This window comes from Pirellulales bacterium, assembly GCA_036499395.1.
Classification (GTDB): Bacteria; Planctomycetota; Planctomycetia; order Pirellulales; family JACPPG01; genus JACPPG01.
Map to the genome: position 1 here is coordinate 23,205 of DASYDW010000039.1, position 19,379 is coordinate 42,583.

Consider the following 19,379-nt stretch of genomic DNA (forward strand, 5'->3'; position numbering starts at 1 on the left):
AATTCCTCTCCGTCAGGTTCAGCTCTTCAAATCTCGCTCGAGCTCTTCCAACGCCTTACGATCGCGTGGAGTCAGTGTGGCGGCATCCAGGGAGAGCTTGCGGGCGCGATCGATCGCTTCACGAGATTCCGATAGTTTGCCGACACGTTGCAGCGCTACGCTCAGATGCAAAAAATGCCGGGCATCGGCCACGGACCGTGACGTCGCGTCCTGCAATACGCCGATGGCCCCTTCGATATCGCCCATGTCGAGCAAGAGGGTCCCTTTGGTATCCAAAAGTTCCGCGATCGGCCCACCTTGCGCAAGCGCGCGATCGATCAATTCTCGGGCCTCGGCATGATGTGCCGCCTGCTGTGAAAGAGCGGCGGTCAGATTGTTCATGGCCAAGATATTGCGCGGTTCGATCTGCAGCACTTTACGCAAAATAGGAATCGCCACCTCGCCGTGATCTTCGACCAGCCGCCACGTAGCCAGCGCCGAAAGAAACCTCGTATCTTCGCCGTGCTTTTTCCAGGCCTCGTTAAGTAGCGGCTCGGCACGCGCAGCGACTTCGCGATTCGTATTCCCAACAGAGAGTGATTCGGCCAGCACTGTCGCGGTCTGCGCCGTGTCATCGCTCGCACCGGCCTGCAACAAAAGCGCAACCGCTTCATCAATATGATCGTGGCGAGCCAGCCAGTTCGCGAGCGACGGATAGGCCGCCGGGTCAAGCTTTGCCGCCCGTCGCAAAAATCGTTCCGCTTGCTCGTCCATTTGCAACTGGGCGAACAGGTTACCGGCGGATAAGAGCACCTTGGACTTCTCGGTATCCGTTGTCGCGCGAGTTAATCGTTCGTCGAAGTACATTCCGACGATCGAATCGATTTCTCCGTACCGTCTCTCGGCGGCCAGCAACCTGGCACGCAGAGTCAAAGTCGCGAAGCTTTGTGGATCGATGGCCGACAGTTTCTTCAACCACGGACCGGCCTCGGTGGCGCGATTGTCTTTCAGTAATAGATCGACGTAGCGGGCCAGATGGCGGGGCTGGGGGTTGTTCCGATTGACAAGTGCAAAGGCATGTTCTTGCGCTTCGCGGGCGCGCCCTTCGATTTGGTACAGGTCCACGATCATCGCGCGGTCTTCATCGGATGCTTCGCCGCGCGCGGCAAGGTCTTCGAGAATCTTTTCGGCGCGCTGGTGATCGTGCGGCTGCCCACGACGCAGCAGTAGGCGGGCTTGCAATCCTTGCGCGCGAGCGCTCCCCTTTGTTTCACGCGACATGCTGTCAAGTAGCCCCGCGGCCTCGGCCAACTGCGTTTGTTCCCCACGACCAATCAAAAAAGATGCCAGGCCCAAGCGAGTACCGTTTGCCTCAGGATCTAACTCGCGGGCGCGGCGCAATGACCGCTCGGCAAATTCAGGATCGCGGTCAGTAAAAAAGGCCACGGCTCGGTTCAGAACCATAGTGTCCGTAGGAGCAAGCTCGAGCGCTTTGCGAAAGGATTTCGCGGCCCCCTCCTGATCGTCAAGCAACAATTGATCCTGGGCAACGATCAAAATCAAATCGCGCTCGGGAAGTTTTACTGAACGCGCCATCTCGGCGACCGTTGCCGCGGCTTCCTCGCGGCGCCCCATTTCCATCAAAAAGCCGAATAGTCCCTGCCAAGCGCGCACCTCCTGCGACGAAACCGTGATCGCCTTGCGAAATGCCTCCTCGGCTTCGGCATTCTGCTTAGCGGCCAGCAAAGACTGACCGAGCACTACGAAACTCATGGCATCGTCAGGACGTTGATCGACCTGTTGTTGCGCCAATCGTGTGGCGTCGTGAGAATCACCTTGTCTGATTCGCATGGCCACGGCGATATTGCCCAACCGCGGCGAAAGCATCGCCGCGTCCCCTAATTCATCCAAATGTTCCCGCAATTCCTCGAATTGACCGGTGGCGTACAACAGCGTTACGAGTTGTTCACGAGCAAAACGCCGCGTCTCGCCCAGTGCAATTGCCTTGCGATAGGCATCAATGGCGCGCTCCGGCTGGCCGCGGCGTGCGGCAATCTGCCCTTGCAATACCAGACCGATTGACCACATCGGCCGTAATTTCACGATCTCGGCCGCGGTCTGCTCCGCTTCGTCCAGCGCCGATCTGTCAGCGCCGGTCGCCTCGCTCAGCAGTCGCTGCACGCGATAGAAACGCCATCCGGTTCCGTTGGCACCTTCCTGCTTCCGTAATTCTTCTTCCCAATGTGCCAACTCGCGCAGGTCACGGGTCTCCATCGCCAGATCGGCCAGCATCTCAAGCAAGATTTCGCTACGGTCGTCGTGTGACGCCAACTCTTGCAGAATGCGTCTCGCTTCATCCATCTTGCCGGACCGCATCGCGATGCTAGCGGCGCGAAACTGGAGCGCCTCCTGTTGTTCGGCGGGCATCAGTGGCAGGGCCGCCGTGATCTGTTGCCAGGCTTCCTCGAACTTCCCGCGCGCCGTCAGCAGGTTCGCGCGCATCAGGACCACGGCGGTCTCACTGTCGTTGGCCGCCGCAAAGACACCCAGCAGCGCATCCGCTTTATCCGGCTGCTTTTCGGCCTCGTAGGCCAGGAGCAGTAATTCCGTCAGACTAGCCGAGCGCGGGTCGGCCGCTTGTGCAGCCTCCATCAACTTCAGCGTGTCGCGCGTACCCTGACGCAGGTCGTTTAATTGGGTAACAAGAGCCGTCAAGGCCTTCGACTCGGGAAAACGCTTGCGCCCTTCGGCGATGCTCTCCTCGACGGCCTGCCAGTCGCGTTGCTTGGCGGCCGAGGTCACCTGCTTCCGAATCTGCCCCTCGATCAAGGAAGCCCACACCTCATCGGTCGCCTCGGGATGCAACGTCGCATTACGAAATTCTCGCACGGCCTCGTCCATGCGCCCCGCGGCCTCCCAACTGCGAGCGGCCGCAAACTGAGGAGCGATGGCCTGGGGCAAAAGTGCCGCGGCTTCCTTGAACGCCATGGCAGCCTGGTCCCAATGCCTGAGCGCCGTGTAGCACCGTCCTAGTTGCATATAGCTTTGAGCACGGCTCGATACTTCGTGCTTGGTGGCAACGGATGGATTCTCCATGACCGAACGATTCAGCAGAACAATGGCCTGCGACCATTGCTGCTTTTCCATGTGCCATTGCCCCCGCAGCGCGTCCAGAGTGCTTCGCAAGGGACTCACAGCGCCCTTGGTCATGCGGTTTTCCCGGCTTTCCAGTTGCTTGGCCGTGGTGTTGAGCATTTGCTCCGCGTCGTCGAGATTCGTTGCGGATAAGTAGAGGGATGCCAGCGTTAACTGCAACGACGGCAGGTCGGCCTGCCCGACCGACGACAGTCCGCGCTTCATCGTCGCAATGGCTTCGTCCGACTGTTCCGAATTGGCTTGCAGCTGCGCCAAGCCCAGATAGGACCGCGCGTCGTTGGGATGCGCAGCAATGGCATTCTCGAAAAAGGCGGCAGCGGCGCCATTGTCTTTGCCTTTCGCGCGCTCGGCGGCCGCCAATTGCACCAGGACATTCGCATGTTCCGTATCGAGTTCGAGCGCCCGGTCCAGATCGGCATCCGACCCGGTGCCGTCGTTGCGAGCGTGAAATAGATAACGTCCAACCCAGGCGGCGACGACCGCGGGGTTGGCGGCCACCATGTCGTCGACGATCTGTTTGGCAGTCGCGCGGCGAACGTCCTCACTTGGCTCGGTCAAATCATGCCGATACATTTCGGCAAACTGAATGGATAGGTCGATCTGTTCCGGCATGCCTTTGCTCGCGTCGATCGCTCGTTGAAAATCGGCGATCAATTCAGCAGGCGCGCTGAAGTCTCCGCGCGCCCTCGCATTTCCATACGCCGCCGCGATTTTCAAGCGCAAAGCCTTGGTATCACCGGCCTGTTGCCCAAGCGCCGCATTGATTTCCGCCAGGGCGTCACGAAAACGCCCGACCTGCATTAATCGCTCGGCGTGCCGAATACGTAGGTCCGTCTGGTCGGGCGCCAAACCAACGGCAATCCCGTACAGCCGCTCCGCCGTCGGGATCTTGGCAGGCGATTCGTCAGCCAGATGATCGAAGTCGCGGGCCAGTCGCGCTCGCGCAGCGGCGTCTTCCGGATAGATTCGCAGATAACGCTCTACGCTTTGCACCGCTTCGCCCCATTCTTCTTTTTCCTCGAGCACCGCGGCGCGGCTCAAGAACACCGAGCCATGTCGTCGCAGTTGATAGGAGTGCCACAGATATCCCAACGGCGCGATCACCGCGACGCAGGCCACGGTCCCCAACAATAAAGGCCAGTTCACGTGCCAGGTGAAGCCCGCATTTTGCGGAACGGAGCCGCGACCTGACGTCACCACTGACCGTGGAGGGTTGGACATCTTGGATTTGGAAGCGTGAGACATGTTATCACCCGTGTTCCCAGCGCAAGACCGCCGAGCGGCTTAGCGCGTTGACCGGATTTCATTGGTAGCTGTTAGCCGTCAGTGCTACCGAAGGATGTTTCCGAGACGACGGTTGCATAACCGTACCCGCCGTATCGCGCCGCGTAGTTCTTCGCGGATACTCCACTCAGGACGACGCCCAATAGCTGAGCGCCGGCGCGAATCAAGCGATCGCGCGCATCGCGCACCTGGCTCACGCGGCTGACGTCGCGCCGGGTGCATAACATGACGCCGTCGGCAGATTTGGCCACCGTGAGCGCTTCGCTGGCAGACAACAGTGGCGGACAGTCGAAGACGATATAGCGGTATTGCGCGCGTAGCGCCTCTAATACGCTCTGGTAGGTGTCGATAGTGAACAGCGTGTGCGGGCTGACTGGGGATTGGCCCGCCGGCAAGACCCACACGTTTGGTATGGCGCTGGGAACAATTGCTTCTTCCAGCGATACCTTGTGCGACAAGACGTCGGCCAGGCCCGGACCGAGCGCAACTCCCAAAACTTGATGAATGTCCGGGTCACGGAGATCGGCATCGACCAACAGCGTAGGTTGATTGCTGGCCTTTGCTAGATTCGTCGCGAGTTGCGCGGCGACGCTAGTTTTTCCTTCCCGGCTCACGGCACTCGCCACGGCGAAGATTTGCAGATTCGAGGTGTCGTCATTCAGAACCAGGCTCGTGCGAAGATGCGCGATGCTTTCCTCGAATGCTGAACGCTGCCGCTCGAACCTGGCGTCGGCCCGGCGGCCGGGCAACATCGACCGAATCGGCATTTCGGTAATCTCGCCGAGCACCGGCAAACGGGCTTCGTCCTGCAACTGGTCGACGGTAGCAACACGACGCACCCGCAACTCCCATAACAATGCCAGTGCGAAGGGCAGCACAAACAGCACGCCCGCGACGCCCGCCACGAACTTGGTTTGCGTCGTCACCGGCTCGACGGGCGCAGTCGCTGAACTCAAGATCGAAACACGGGCTTCGGCGGCCTTCTCGGTCTGCAAGGCCATGATGCGATCCGCGATACGATGAAATACCTCTTCGGCGCGTTCCATCTCGTTCCGCGCAAATTCGAGATTTAGCGCCTGATCGCCATTCTTCTCCAGCTCGGCGCGCTCGGCTTGCAGCCGATCGTGCAGCAGTTGCTCCAGCATTTTTTGCTGTTTTAGTTCCTCCGTCAGCGCCTCGACCTTGTCCTTGCGCGACGCCAGCAGACCGGCTTGAATCTCCTTCGCCCCCTGCTGGCGGATTTCAGCCTTGCGCTTCGCAAGCGCGCTCGCCGTCGCTTTGTACCGTGTCGTCAGGTCTTTTACTGCGTCCAATTGTTCGGGCTTCGCCGAGACGCGCTCATATTCTCGGTATTGCGCTCGTATTTCCTGCAAGGTCGCGGTCATCTCTACGACGTCTGTGTCATTTGCGACGACCTGCTCCAAAGTGGTTTCAGGAACCGCGATCTCTTCCTCACGCTCCAACGATTGCTGGGCCGCTTCGAGCTGCACTTCGATGACCTGGCGCTCGACTTCCACGTCGGACAGTCGGGTCTCAAGCGATGCCAAGGGGCTGACTACCGGCTTCTCTTGCTTGCTGTGGAGTACGACGCCGATGTCCTTGCCCGTTACTTGTTTTGTCAGGGTCCGCACCCGTTCTTGCATCCGCTCCAGTTCGTGAACGCGGTCGGCTTTCAGCCGGTTAAGCGTTTCGATCATTTTCTGGGCTTCCAGGGTTGCCTCGCCCAGATGGTGGTTTAAATAGGTGTCCACGATGGCATTGCAAATCTTGGCGGCGTTGGTCGGGTTCGGCCCCTGGAATTTGATGCGAAACAGCTCTGAATCCGCGACGCCGACGATCGATAGTTTTTTGGCGGCCCACTTCACCGGATCCAGTTCCGCTTTCAACTCCGGTAGTTGAGCGATATCCGGTTGACTGAAGCATTTACTGAGCACGATCGGGCTGCGAATCGTCTCGACTTGTGTTTTCTCGAAGCGTTTCGACTCTTCCTGGCTCGGAAACGCGACATAGGGACGACGGTCCTCGATGCGAATCCAGGCTTCGGCCTCGAACTTCGGCTTGAAAGCCATCCACGACACGACCGCGCCCGCCCCACCAAGAATCAGCGCCACTGGCGCCGCCACTGCGAACCAGCGTGACAACACCCACAGAATAAACGCGGGCGTAATCCGGCCGTTCGACGGAGGCGGCGAAAAACGCGCCGATTCCCGCCTGGCCGTGGCGCGTGGCGTGCCAACTGGCACCAGTTCTCGCCGATCATTGACCGGCGACGATTGTGGCTCGCTGTTCATCATGGATTGCCCATCATCGTGATCGAGACGATTGCTTCCCGCCGACGCCAGCTTAGCGCCGCAACATCTCCCGGCTGGTTAACGGTCTAACCTGCACGATCAACCTTCCCAGGTACCAAATGAATGCTCCCATCAAGGCGGCCGCGAGTGGAATCACCAGCCAGCCAGCCACGTCATGCACGAGGGCGTGCCCCTTGGGCGTCGAGACGAGGCCGAATCCGATGCCCACCATCGTGACACGCACGGCGTTCGCAACGATTGCGATCGGTAGAGCGCTCAGGAAGATCAAGACCTTGGTCCACCACGGACGCCGCACGATCACGGCATAAGCGAAGGCCAGGGCGACGATCGATACGAAAATCCGCAATCCACTGCAGGCACGCGCCACTTCGAATTCGGTATCGTCAATCGTGATGACATTGCCCGCGGCGAGCGCCGGCAGCCCTAGTGATTGCAAGGTCCAGCAACTGACCTCTGTCGCGACGCGCTGTAAAGGCTGGCGAAACGCTGACTCAACTCCATAAGGCAACGGGACCATAAACAACAGAAACAGTATCGATGGGAGGCACCACATACAGAATCGTCGACCGCCAAGCAACAATGCCGCGCCTGCCAACCACACGGTCATCGACCATCCGTTCATTGGTTCGAGATAATACAGGCTCCCATAAAGATGCAGGCCGAGCCCCAGCGCGACGAGGAGCAGGCCGCTCCAACACACCCCCGTGATCTCGGGCATGCGGTCTCGGCGGACCCACAGAAAAAACAACGCCAGCGGTATGACAAAGTATCCGTGCGAATAGTCGGGCTCGACGTTCCAGGCATTCGCGAGTCTCAGTAACGTTGGCCAATACGTCCACACGAACGTTACGCCTAGCAAAGCGACGCAAGTCATGTATGCGGGCGACCTGTAGAGGGGCGCGGTCGCCGGGCTCGCATTTTCTCGATCAACTGCGAGATCGGCCTCGGCGCGCGGCGAACCCGCATCGGTGTTCGAATTCTGATCGCGCGCTCCCGCTATACGTTGTGAATTGTTCTTCACGTTTGGCTCGGTTTGATTACAGATTGTCCAAGAACGCCCACAATTTCAGGCGGACGCGGTGATTTAATTGCCAGCGATTGGCGTCGGAATAGTCGATCGGCGATGGTCGGCCGGCCCCAAGCAAATGCTCCTGGCAGTAGTCGCGTTCACGCGGCGTAAGCGTAGCCAGGAACTCGGTGACGGCAGTGCTCATCCCCGTCTCGCTGTGCCACTGGCAATCAGACATGACCTTCTCGCTATTACGGCAGAACTGCGTTTCGCGCAGGTTGCGTTGCCGTTCGGCGCGGAAGTATCGGGCGATTTCGTTTCTGGCCAGGCCGGCCAGGAAGGTGCTCAGCCGGCATCCGCGCTCACCATCGAAGTGGCCGAGTCGCTGCCCATCTCGGTCGACCACCGCAAACCACACTTTCGCGCCGATCTCATCGACCAGATCTCGCTGAGCACCGCTAGCGCCCAGCAATACTCGAATGGAAAGCAGCAGCGACGAATGAAATTGTTCATAGAGCTGCGTCCAGGCCGAGCTGTCTCCGGCGAGACAACGATCAACAAGCGCGCGATCGGATCGTGCCAGGGCGGCAGCGCCCGCCGAGCCTGCGTGTTGCTTAATCCTTGCCGGAGCCCGGGAGATCGCGGGGCGCTGCTCTTGATTCGTTTGACGCGCCGCGCTATCGCGGGCCGTACGTGACTTGCTTGCTTTTGTCGCCACGCGGCGGCCAAGAGCCTGGCTATGTAATCTTCGTGCGGCGGCGGTCTGGACGGATGTAATCATGGCACTACCAGCTTGTTTTGACTTAGGACGCGGCGCAACGTTTCCGCCCGCTTGCTTGGCGGATGCGTGCGACGTCCCATCCTTGGCGGCGGGCTTTGGCGTCAACGCACTAAATTGAAAAGCCGCTGCCTGTGATTTTCGACGAACCGTGGCGCTACGCGTTCGATCAGCCGCACTTGCTGGCGTGGCCGCGCGCCGTCCCTTTCCGGTGCCCGCCCTGCGGCTCTTGGATCGCTTAATGTGTTTGGCACTACTCAACGTGACTCACGCGATCAGAATGTCGCCTTGATCGGGCACACAGTATTGGCACGGCCGCATGACTAAGCGGCCGATTCGGTACCGACGCCGCGCGGACCAACCTGATTTGTTCACAGTCGCTGACACAGGAGCTGTCGGATCTTAATCACGACTTCGGATGCCGAACGGCGCTCGCGACCGCCATTTCGCCAGGCTTAAGCGGCACAGACGGCTCGGCCTTGATGCGGCGCAAGATGAATGCAGAGCTCGATCATGATTGCCACTGCCCACGGTCGGCACTGCCCACGGTTGCCGCTGCCCACGATTGTTGTTACCAGCGCCGATCCTTCTAGGGGAAGGTTGTGATCGGCCTGCACTCCGTGCACATGGGTCGACCTGCGCCCTTTGCATTCACCTTTCGCGTTCCTGCCGGAGGTGTCGTTGTCTAGTGCTAACGCACCAGGTGGAGTCGACACGCTTTGGTCCGTTCCGTGCCCACGCACACGAACTTTTCAAAGGCACGAGTCGTTCGGACATCCCTAAACGGTCTTGTGCCATCTCCTTCGCAGGCCGACGCCCTAACGACGTCGCGGTCGATATCTGACGTACACTAGCCCGAAGACGTTTTTAACTGTGTACGGCATCGACAGTCTTAGACTTTTAGCAGCGAACAAATTCTTGTCAACAAACTTCCTGACAGCGGATCTGCGCCGATCTCCGGATTTTCCAGACACCAGAAATAAAAAGCAGGAAGAAATTCTTGACGTCGCTTGCCCACGTAGTGCCTTACGAATAGGTGACTTGCGAGTCCGCATTTGGAAGGCGCACATTAATTCCTGACAGACAAATACGCGCATTTGTCGTCCGATTCTGCGCGGAATAATCGCTTGATCTCTAGAGACCCTGCATCGTCGCAGGTCGGATCATCTGAAGGAGACAGCGATGGCGTTCGTTCTTAGTCACACCACCATTTATCCTGACGACCTTCTTGATGATTTCTGCGCGGTCGAGACAGAGCGTCGCTGGTGGGTGGCCTACACCAAGGTCCGCCAAGAAAAGCGATTGGCCGAAGATCTCGCCTGCCGCGAGGTGCCGTTTTATCTGCCGCTGATCGAACGGCGGTACATGTATCGCGGTAGACGCTTGCGATCCCAAGAGCCCCTTTTCGGCAGCTATATCTTCCTGTTTGCCGACCAACACGAGCGGGCGCAAAGCCTCGCTACTAAACGCATTGTGCATTTACTGCCGGTGATCGATGGCCGGCGTTTGCATAACGATCTCGTGCAGGTGCAGCGGCTCATCGCCGCCGATGTGCCCTTGACGATCGAGTCGCAATTGCGGCCCGGACGACGCGTTCGCGTGCGGCACGGATGTTTCGCCGGCATCGAGGGAATTATCGAAGCGCGCTGCCGCCAAACGAGGCTAATTGTCGCCGTCACCTTCTTGCAGCAGGGCGTTTCAGTCGAGCTGGACGATGCCATGCTCGAACCGATCTGACCGAGTGAACCTCGCCGTGTCTGACGATGGCACATTGTTCGTCATGCGACAACAATCCGCATTTTGCAATGCGCTTACATTTCCCCTGCGCACATATTCGGAAGCTGCGCTCACATTCCAAATGTCTTCGTGTATTACTGAGGTCATAATGCACGTTTTCGGCGGCGCCACCAACGCACAGATAGGGTGCCCGTGCCAAGTACCATCCACATGATGTACGTTGACGGTTCGGGCACACCTCCGTCAGAGAGGAATTGATTCGAAAGGGGGATCACAACGTAAGCACTAACATCGACTGGCGAAGTGGGGGCATTTGAAGCGAGGACTGTGCTGATCACTGTGCCCATTCCCGCATTTTGAAATGCCGCCAGGATGTCGGCCGCACTGGCCGGATTGGTATCGGACCAAAAGGCCAATCGGCCGGTTTTCGCCGGCATGGGGGTGATGGCATTAACAGCCTGATTAGAGGCCTGAACAGCCAAACTTAGCGACGACGACTGGCCGGCTACGAATTTCGAACCGGCCGGCCGACTACTGGCGGTCGAACTGAGCAATAGCAATGGTGATTCGGAAGTCTGCGTTTGAACCGCGTCAGTCGCCATGTCCACGACGGAATTTGCCGGGCCCGTTAGAGAACTCGAGGTTGCGGCGTTATCGAAAGTGCTCAGATCTTGAAGGCTGGGAAGGGGTTGCGGCTCGGATGCGACCGTGGCATCGACGTCCGGTTGCCCAGGAACGTCTTGTCCGTCATAGGCAGCCAAATGGTCCGAACCAGCCACGATTCCGGCGTTAGTTTTTAACGCGATCGTTGGTGCAAACACACCTGAGATCGCGAGCGTCAGAACTATGACTTTCGTTGAGCCGGACAAGGGTGTCGTACCTCGAGCGATGAATCGCGACCATTCGAGGGGAATGTCCAGCCACGATGCCGTCCAGACTTACTCCCCTCTGTGGTGCGCCGCTCGAGGCCGAAACCTGACAAGCCGTTTTGCCCCCTGCACTCTTCGCGAACCGGCTCCCCGTGCCACGATTTGCCCGGGTTTGCTTTGCTTTTCGGTCGAGGATGAACGATCCTTTGACTGAACTGCCTTCGACCGACATTTCGGCTTGAAAACGCCTTAGTTCTCGCACTGAGTCGGGATCACTCAACGAAACGAGCACTGATCGACAGTCGACGATGAACAAGATCGAAGACAATCCGGTGGCCGCGAACCGCGACTGCGATTTCCGCGTTCGAATCGGCGGCGCTGCCGGAAGGCCACTTATCGGTGCTGACTTCGCGCCTTTGTCACGGCAGGCAATTCGATCGACGACTTATCGAAGCCGATTTAGCGAATCCTTGCGGCAACAGTTCATAACACTTGGACAAGACTACCAAACGAACCCCGGCGCTGTACTCTTCGCTTCTTTTGCGGCTTTACTTTGTCGATTATCCCCCGACGCTGATCTGCTGGTGGGCACGCTTGCGCCGACCACGTCAACAGACTTGGGTAGTACGGATAACGAACAGGACAAGTCGCCGCTGTTGCACATCACGACCGAAGATCGTCAGCCTTTCAGCGAACTGGTCTTGAAAGTACAGAAGTTGCTTTCGGCCAGCACTGAGCATGCACACGAATGTAGAAGTCGCGTCGTTGAGCAGCCTCATTCCGTCGACACCTGTGGTGCGATGCCAGTACCGGCCGCAGTCTTCGCATGGTACGGAGGTCAGAATGACAAGCAAGCGGACATCTCCGCGACGCACGCGCCAACGACGATCGCAGCACGTATCGAACATTACGCGCTCTCCATTTCCACTCGCTCGAACGAAACCTGCGGGATCGAGATCACGGTGGATTACGATCAGAATATGTTCGCTGAGGATTCGATCGCGCGGCTCATCGAGCGCTGGCAAACACTGCTGGCTGGGGCGCTTGCCAATCCAGCGCTGCAGGTCTCGCAGCTTTCGCTGTTGTCGCCCAACGAGCTTGATTGCGTAGTTCATGGCTTTAATGACACCGCTCGGCCCTATCCGCGCGACGCGACTGTCCACGAGCTTTTCGAACGGCAAGTCGAACTGTCCCCCGATCGCATCGCGTTGGTCGAGGGAAGTCGGCATATCACCTATCGCGAGTTGAACTCGCGCGCCAACCAACTGGCACATCGGCTGCGCCGCTTAGGAATTGGTCGAGGCATGCCCGTCGCTATGTGCGTCGAACGTTCAGCGGCGATGATCGAATGCGTGCTTGGCATCCTGAAGGCGGGAGCTGCCTACGTTCCGCTCGATCCAAATTATCCGCCCGAGCGATTGGCCTTCATGTTGCACGACGTCAATCCGGTGGTGCTGGTCACGACGTCTCGCCTGGCGGATCTCTTCCCCTCGCATCGCGCCCAGGTTTTGAATCTCGACCAGGCAATCCAGGCGACCGATTCCTGTGAGCTTGCGAATCCATCGCCGCGTTCGAGCGCGACGGACTTGGCTTACATCATGTATACGTCGGGTTCCGAGGGATCGCCAAAGGGGGTCGAGGTCGTACATCGCGGCGTCGTGCGATTGGTTCAGAATGTCGACTATATCGCTCTCGGGCCGGACGAAGTCTTTTTGCAGTTGGCCCCCATCTCCTTCGATGCCTCGACGTTCGAGATCTGGGGCTGCCTGCTAAACGGCGGACGCTTGGTTCTAATGCCGGCGCATCTCCCTTCGTTGCAAGAGATCGGCGCGGTGATCGCCCAGCACGAGATCACGACCCTGTGGCTGACAGCCGCCTTATTTCATCAGATGGTCGACTATTCCGTTCAAGAGTTGCGCGGCATTCGGCAGCTTTGCACCGGCGGGGATGTCGTCTCTGTGTCACATGCTGCACGCGTCTTGAAAGAGCTTCCTCACACTCGGCTGATAAATTGTTACGGTCCCACAGAATCCACGACGTTTGCCACCAGTCGTGTCATCACGGGGGACGACCTCCAGCTCGCCTCCCTGCCGATCGGTAGGCCAATCGCTAACACGCGCGCCTACATACTGGACCATTCATTACAGCCCTTGCCCGTCGGTGTGCCAGGCGAGTTGTACCTGGCGGGCGATGGCCTGGCGGCCGGCTACTGGAAGCGACCCGATTTGACGGCCGAGCGATTTGTACAAGACTCGCTCGGCGCATCCGGCGCGCGCATATATCGCACTGGCGATCGAGCACGCTGGCGCGCCGATGGAACGATCGAGTTCCTTGGCCGCCGAGACCGGCAAGTGAAGATTCGTGGCTTTCGTGTCGAGCTGGGAGAGATCGAAATTGCTCTAACCCGCCATCCTGCCGTCAGCGGGGTCGTGGTCCTGGTCCAAACGGACACGCACGGAGAAAAGCGACTTGCCGCGTTCGTGTCCTTGCGTGCAGGCGAGATGGCTACCGCTGCTGATCTGCGACGCTTCCTGGCCGCGAAGCTTCCGGCGTACCTGGTTCCTTCCACGTGGACGTTTGTCGACGCTCTGCCACAATCTTCTGTCGGAAAAATTGATCGGCAGGCGCTGAGTGCCAGGCTCGATCAGCAAGCGGCGGCGCAACCTGCTTACGAAGCGCCACGCACACATTTCGAAAGGGTTGTGGCGCGCATCTGGGCCGAAGTGCTCGGGCTGCCGCGCGTGGGAATCCATGACGACTTCTTTGCCCTTGGCGGTCACAGCTTGAAAGCAGCGGCGGTCAGCGCCCGGCTTTACCAGTCGTTGGGTTTCGACATCTCGCTGGAGCGGTTGTTCGCATTGCCGACGGTCTTCGCTTTCGCGTCATGGCTCGAAACACAATCCGCTGCCACGATCGGCCCGACGCCAGAAATACCGCGCGCCCGTCGAGAGGAACGCTTGCCGCTTTCCCATGCACAACAAGGATTGTGGGTGCTGGACCAGGTGGCACGGCTCGGCGGAGCCTACAATATTCCCCTGGCACTTCGAATCCGAGGGCCCTTGGACATCGCTGCGCTTGAGTCATGCCTCGACACCCTCCTGGATCGCCACGAAATCCTTCGCACAATCTATCGCTCCGGGCCGCAAGGAGTGTGGCAAGAGATATTGCCGTCTTGTCCGTTCAACCTCGAGCGCGTCGACCTGAGCGGTGCATCACATAAGGAGCGCTCCGATTGCTGCCAGCAATTACTGAACGAGCAAGCGGCCCGCCCTTTCGACCTGGCCAGCGATCTGATGTTGCGCGCGTCGCTGGTTTGCTTAGACGACCAGGAACATATCCTGCTAATTGTGGTGCATCATATCGCCGCGGACGGCTGGTCGATCGACATCCTTCTTCGCGAATTAGCGGCGCTCTACGCGGCGCAACGGCAAGGACAGATCGAGCCGCTTGCGGAGTTACCCTTGCAGTATGCGGATTACGCCGCTTGGGATCATGAAAGCTCGCACCGCCGCAAACTGCAAGGACAGCTTGAATATTGGCGCGGTCGGCTGGCCGGATCACCGGATTTGACGTCATTTCCGATGGATGGGCCTCGACCGGACCGCCCCGCTTTTCGCGGCACGACACAGCACAGCGCGGCGCTTTCGTCGCACCTTGTCGAACGGCTTGAGAACCTTGCCCACGCAGAACAGGTAACGTTGTTCATGGTTCTGCTGTCGGCTCTTTACGCCTTGTTGTACCAAGAGACCGGAGAACACGACCTCGTGCTCGGTACACCGGTCGCCGGACGCCGCCGTGTAGAACTCGAAGGGCTGATTGGCTTCTTCGTAAATATGCTGCCACTACGCGCGGATTTATCGGGCGAACCAACCTTTCGCCAACTGATCCACCGCGTGCGCGACGTTGCCTTGGCCGCTTATGCGCATCAAGAGGTTCCCTTCGGATTGATTGTCGAGGAAGTTCGCCCCGCGCGCAGCCTTTCATATATGCCCATTTTCCAGGTCGCCTTGGCAATGCAATATGCCCCGCGCGCCCCTTGGATCTCGCCCGAACTCCAGATCGACCCTTGTCCTGTTGAGACAGGCTCGGCGCGCTACGATCTGACATTATTCGTCCAAGGTCAATCGCGAGGTGGGTTGGAAATCGCCGCTGAATATAATTGCGACCTTTTTGCGGGCTCGACGATCGCGCGATTGGTTGAACACTGGAAGTTGCTGCTCGAAACCGCTGTGGCCGATCCCGGATGTTCCCTCTCGCAACTACCACAGCCGGGGCGGAAATACAGCGCGCAACCTGGCGATGCGACGTTGGACAACCCTGCTGACGATTCCTCCTTGGCGGCGCGGCACGGCGATTGCGAACAAAGACTCGTCAGCATCTGGACGCGATTGTTGGAATTGAAGAGCGTCGGTGTCGAAGATGATTTTTTCGATCTGGGCGGAACTTCGCTGCTGGCGATCCGCCTGTTCTCCGAGATCGAACACGCTTTCGGCAAGCGGCTGGATTATGCCGTCTTCTTCCAGCGCCCGACGATCGCCAGTCTTGCCAAGAACTTGCAGGACTTCCCGCAAGATGGAACAACGCCGTTGGTCGTGCTGCAACCGGACGGAATCGGTTCGCCGCTATTCATTTGCTACTCCGTCGACGGCGAACTGATGTATTGGCAGGACCTGCTACGGAATTTAGGACGTGATCATCCCGTGTACGGCTTCCAGCCTCGGGAAGTCGAGGGAGTTCCCTGGCCCTATGAAAGCGTCGAGGAAGTTGCGGCGGATTGCGTTGCCCAACTGCAAGCGCACTATCCCGTGGGACCTTGCTGTCTGGCCGGTTTTTCCTTTGGCGGCAAAGTTGCTTACGAGATCGCGCAACAATTACGGCGCGCAGGTCGTGACGTGGCGTTATTGGCCATTGTCGACACGCCGCCGGCCTGGGAAACGCCGCAATCGTTGCGGGGTGTGCTGCGCGCGGCGCCGGCCTGCCTGTGGAACTTCCCACGCTGGTTTCTGGGCATGATCAGGAACTGGCGTGAATTTCCGTTGCGCCGGAAAATACGGCAGCGCCTGCATCGCATGCGCGACTTTCTGATCGCCCGACTGGGTCTGAAGCGACGCGCGCCGCCGACCCCTACGCACGAAGACTTCTTCGAGTTGAGAGAATCGACCGATCGCGGCCGGCACCTGATCCCCAGGCTGTTCAGCGCCTTCCTGAAGTACCGGCCCGCGCCGTATGCGGGACGGCTCTCGCTATTTCGCGCACGCACCCGGCCGCTGATTCACGTTCCGCGCCATGATCTGGGGTGGGGCGAATACGCCGCGGCGGTAAATGTCGAGGTAATTCCGGGCAGCCATTCGAGCCTTTTAAAGGAGCCGTACGTGCGCTCCTTGGCCGCTGTTCTGCGGCGCAAGCTGGACGCGGTGACCATGCCGCGGTAGTCGGCTGATTCTACGTCCGATTAGCGGACCGGTGTCGGCCGAGCCAGCCGCGGCATTCTATCCCACAACCCATTGTTCGGTAGCGACTTGCTGCGATTCAAATCGTTGTCCCTGGAAGAGAAGTTGTCGTGCCGAAAATCGCTACCCTGGTCGTCGACCGGTAGGGCAGACCTTCAAACGCGGCCTTTTATGCCGGCATTCCCTTCATCCCTGCGGCATTCCAAGGTTTGAGCCAGGGGATGGTCACTTGCAACAAGCGCCGATTTTTAGCAGTCGTCTTTACCGGATGCCGATTTTTGGGAAATAAGGTTCGATCCGACGTCAGGATGCCCTGCCGGCGGGCGTAGTAAGGGCAGAGCAGATAGGCGTGTGTGACTGTAATCATCGATTCAGAAAGGCCACTTAACGTGCGACAGACCTCATTCATATTCGGGCTGGTAGCCATTTTGATAGTGACGTCTAGAGTGCGGGACGTGCGGGCGGATCTCGCCATGGATGTGCCGGGGCCGGGCGCGGTATATACGCAAGCTGGAAACGACGGCATGCTGTTTACGCCCAATACAAACATCATAGTTACTGCGCTAGACTATTACCTCAGCCCCTATCCGCCGGAAAACGGCGGCGCGCTAGTATATCCCCATGATGTCGCAATCTATGACGCGTCAGGAAGCCACACGGTTCCCCTAGTTCAGACCACGATCGGCCCCGGCGCCGGTGACGCCATCGTGGGTGGGCCTGCAGGGTACAGTTACTTTGTGTCACAATCTGTCACTGCAACCGAACTTTTAGCCGGTCATACGTATATGCTGGCAGGCTTTTCTGCTCCGAATGAAAATGAGAACGGCGGCAATCCAGCAAATTCTGGTATCCCGGTGAGCTCCATCGTCACCTCGGGCATTACGTTGACGTCTAATGGGTCTGAGGGTCCATACTATTTCGACTACAATGGGTCACTGGATTACCCAACAATCCAGATCTACCAAGGTGTAGACTACTCGCAGACAGCCTTTTTGGGGCCCAATTTTGAGTTTTCTGCTGCAGTCCCCGAGCCAACCAGTCTCGCGGGCTGGAGCCTGTTGGGTCTGTGCGTAGCGGGGTTCTGCCGCTGGCGGAAGAAATAGCAGCATTCGTCCGTTTCGCGATGTTTGCCACTCAAAATATTGCGGTCTTTCAGCCGGTCTTACTCTAAGTGGCCGGCTCTTTTTCTGCGCACCCGGCTGCTGATTCACGTTCCGCGCCATGATCTGGGGTGGGGCGAATACGCCGCGACGGTGGATGTCGAGGTAATTCTGGGCAGCCATTCGAGCCTTTTAAAGGAGCCAGACGTGCGCTCCTTGGCCGCTATTCTGCGGCGCAAGCTGGATGCGGTAACCATGCCTCCGCGGTCAGTTGAAGCCGTGTCCGATTTGCGGACCGGTGTCGCCCGAACAGCCGCGGCATTTTGTCGCAGAACCCATTGTTCAATAGCGACTTGCGCCGATTTAAATCATCCGCAACAACGGCCCACCTCGGGCTTCGGAGTGTCAAGTTGGCGTTGCTTGCTCAATCCACGATCCCCCAAAAATTTGTCAGGAACTCATCCTTAGCCGCGTATGGCCTACAGAAGACCATAACAGCCGCGAACTGCGTTAAGGCGGCCCTCAAGGAAATCAGGAGATTTACCAATGAAGCTTGTCAAAACCTTCTGGACGTTGGGAGCCTTGCTCGTCACGCTTCTCGCTGCCGCGGAATCGCAGGCAACCTTTACCGCCAATCTCGGCACATTTAACGGCGGTGACGGATCGATCAATATCAATTTCAATTCAGGTCAAGAAGCGGTCAACACCGGACAGGGTGGCCAGTTCCAGTGGACGGTTGATTCGGGACCTAATCCTGGGTATATCAACTACGGTTCGACCGGCAGTTTTACGAGCTTCTGCATCGAGATTCCGCAACCTGTCAGTCCTGGATCCACGCAGTACACGTATACTCAGGCATTCTTACCGAATGCTCCTAGCCCGATCAACAATCCCGACACTCCTATGGGATTAGCTGCGGCCAACGAGATTGCCGCAATGTGGCAAGTCGAAATCACGGGCAACGGTGGCAGCAGCAGCCCCGTCTTCACAGATCCGATCGCCCGGGCCGCTTTCCAATTGGCGATCTGGAAACTTGAATACGATAAGCCTCTAAGCTCGGACGTGCCAGCCGGACTCCTAACCTTAAGCACCCCGGCAGCCAACAATGCCTTCTGGACGACTGCCGCCTCTTATGTCCGGGTAACGAATACTCTCAGCGCCGTTTCTAATCCAGCAAACAATATCATCGACTTGGCCGATAAGTATATGACCAGCGCCTTCGGCCAGCTTGCGAGTGCCGGCCCGGTAGCGAATCTGTTCGCGATCGTCGCGACTAACGGTGCGCCGACTTACGATTCCAATGGTCTGATCACAAATAGTTCAAATCAAGATCAGGTAGTTGCACTTCCTGGCGGAAACGGTCAGCTAACCACGCCAGAACCGGGCACATTCTTGATCTGGTCAATGCTCGGCTTAGTCGGATTCGGCCTCCGTCGCCGATTTCGCGCCAAGTAATCTCTGACCGTGGCCATGCATGCCACTAGCATGCTTCGAAACAGAACATGACGCCCGTCGAGCCCCGTGGTTCGACGGGCGTCTTCGTTTTGTGCGGCGAGGCTTTTCCCCTAAAAGCCTATCCGAGAACCTTGGCGGCTCTCAAGGCGACGATAGCGAATTGAAAATGGAGCAGGCCCAGATAATTCGCGGCTTTCTTTTCCCAGCGGATCAACAAGCGCCGTGCGCGGTTGAGCCAGGAGTGCGTGCG

Annotated in this window: 10 protein-coding genes; 4 read left to right on the top strand and 6 right to left on the bottom strand. The window is 58.5% G+C overall.

Annotated elements, in window-relative coordinates; all coding sequences use genetic code 11:
- Nucleotides 1-18 precede the first annotated feature (18 nt).
- The 4 genes from VGN12_06710 to VGN12_06725 form a co-directional block, all read right to left on the bottom strand.
- Nucleotides 19-4,281, bottom strand: a complete 4,263-nt coding sequence (locus VGN12_06710) for a tetratricopeptide repeat protein (protein HEY4309127.1) — start codon at nt 4,279-4,281, stop codon at nt 19-21.
- Between the two features lie 170 nt (nt 4,282-4,451).
- Nucleotides 4,452-6,713 (bottom strand): polysaccharide biosynthesis tyrosine autokinase, encoded by a 2,262-nt coding sequence (locus VGN12_06715; protein ID HEY4309128.1) that lies wholly within the window; start codon nt 6,711-6,713, stop codon nt 4,452-4,454.
- A 49-nt stretch (nt 6,714-6,762) separates the two neighbouring features.
- Nucleotides 6,763-7,605, bottom strand: coding sequence for an exosortase/archaeosortase family protein (locus VGN12_06720; protein ID HEY4309129.1), 843 nt, complete (start codon nt 7,603-7,605; stop codon nt 6,763-6,765).
- A gap of 163 nt (nt 7,606-7,768) precedes the next feature.
- Nucleotides 7,769-8,521: a hypothetical protein gene (locus VGN12_06725; protein HEY4309130.1), complete on the bottom strand. Its 753-nt coding sequence runs from the start codon at nt 8,519-8,521 to the stop codon at nt 7,769-7,771.
- 1,179 nt (nt 8,522-9,700) lie between these two features.
- Here VGN12_06725 and VGN12_06730 point away from each other — a divergent pair.
- The gene (locus VGN12_06730) at nt 9,701-10,255 is read left to right on the top strand and encodes a transcription termination/antitermination NusG family protein (protein ID HEY4309131.1); all 555 of its coding nucleotides are present in this window, start codon (nt 9,701-9,703) and stop codon (nt 10,253-10,255) included.
- A gap of 143 nt (nt 10,256-10,398) precedes the next feature.
- Here the strand turns inward: VGN12_06730 and VGN12_06735 are convergent, their stop codons facing one another.
- Complete coding sequence (locus tag VGN12_06735) at nt 10,399-11,124, bottom strand: PEP-CTERM sorting domain-containing protein (protein ID HEY4309132.1); 726 nt, start codon at nt 11,122-11,124, stop codon at nt 10,399-10,401.
- A 308-nt stretch (nt 11,125-11,432) separates the two neighbouring features.
- On the opposite strand from VGN12_06735, the gene VGN12_06740 reads away from it, so the two are divergent.
- The 3 genes from VGN12_06740 (at nt 11,433) to VGN12_06750 (ending at nt 19,129) form a co-directional block, all read left to right on the top strand.
- Nucleotides 11,433-16,556: an amino acid adenylation domain-containing protein gene (locus VGN12_06740; protein ID HEY4309133.1), complete on the top strand. Its 5,124-nt coding sequence runs from the start codon at nt 11,433-11,435 to the stop codon at nt 16,554-16,556.
- A gap of 371 nt (nt 16,557-16,927) precedes the next feature.
- A complete protein-coding gene (locus VGN12_06745) occupies nt 16,928-17,677 on the top strand; it encodes a PEP-CTERM sorting domain-containing protein (protein HEY4309134.1) in 750 nt (249 codons plus the stop codon).
- A 543-nt stretch (nt 17,678-18,220) separates the two neighbouring features.
- A complete protein-coding gene (locus VGN12_06750; protein HEY4309135.1) occupies nt 18,221-19,129 on the top strand; it encodes a PEP-CTERM sorting domain-containing protein in 909 nt (302 codons plus the stop codon).
- Nucleotides 19,130-19,247: 118 nt separating this feature from the next.
- On the opposite strand, the gene VGN12_06755 is transcribed toward VGN12_06750, so the two are convergent.
- Nucleotides 19,248-19,379 (bottom strand): IS5/IS1182 family transposase (locus VGN12_06755; GenBank protein HEY4309136.1); only part of this gene is annotated, 132 nt, incomplete at its 5' end.

Bases quoted from the DNA above. Each gene is read 5' to 3' on its own strand.
- VGN12_06715 (HEY4309128.1), bottom strand. From the start codon at position 6,713: ATGATGAACAGCGAGCCACAATCGTCGCCGGTCAATGATCGGCGAGAA.
- VGN12_06720 (HEY4309129.1), bottom strand. From the start codon at position 7,605: ATGACTTGCGTCGCTTTGCTAGGCGTAACGTTCGTGTGGACGTATTGG.
- VGN12_06725 (HEY4309130.1), bottom strand. From the start codon at position 8,521: ATGATTACATCCGTCCAGACCGCCGCCGCACGAAGATTACATAGCCAG.
- VGN12_06730 (HEY4309131.1), top strand. From the start codon at position 9,701: ATGGCGTTCGTTCTTAGTCACACCACCATTTATCCTGACGACCTTCTT.
- VGN12_06740 (HEY4309133.1), top strand. From the start codon at position 11,433: ATGAACAAGATCGAAGACAATCCGGTGGCCGCGAACCGCGACTGCGAT.
- VGN12_06750 (HEY4309135.1), top strand. From the start codon at position 18,221: ATGAAGCTTGTCAAAACCTTCTGGACGTTGGGAGCCTTGCTCGTCACG.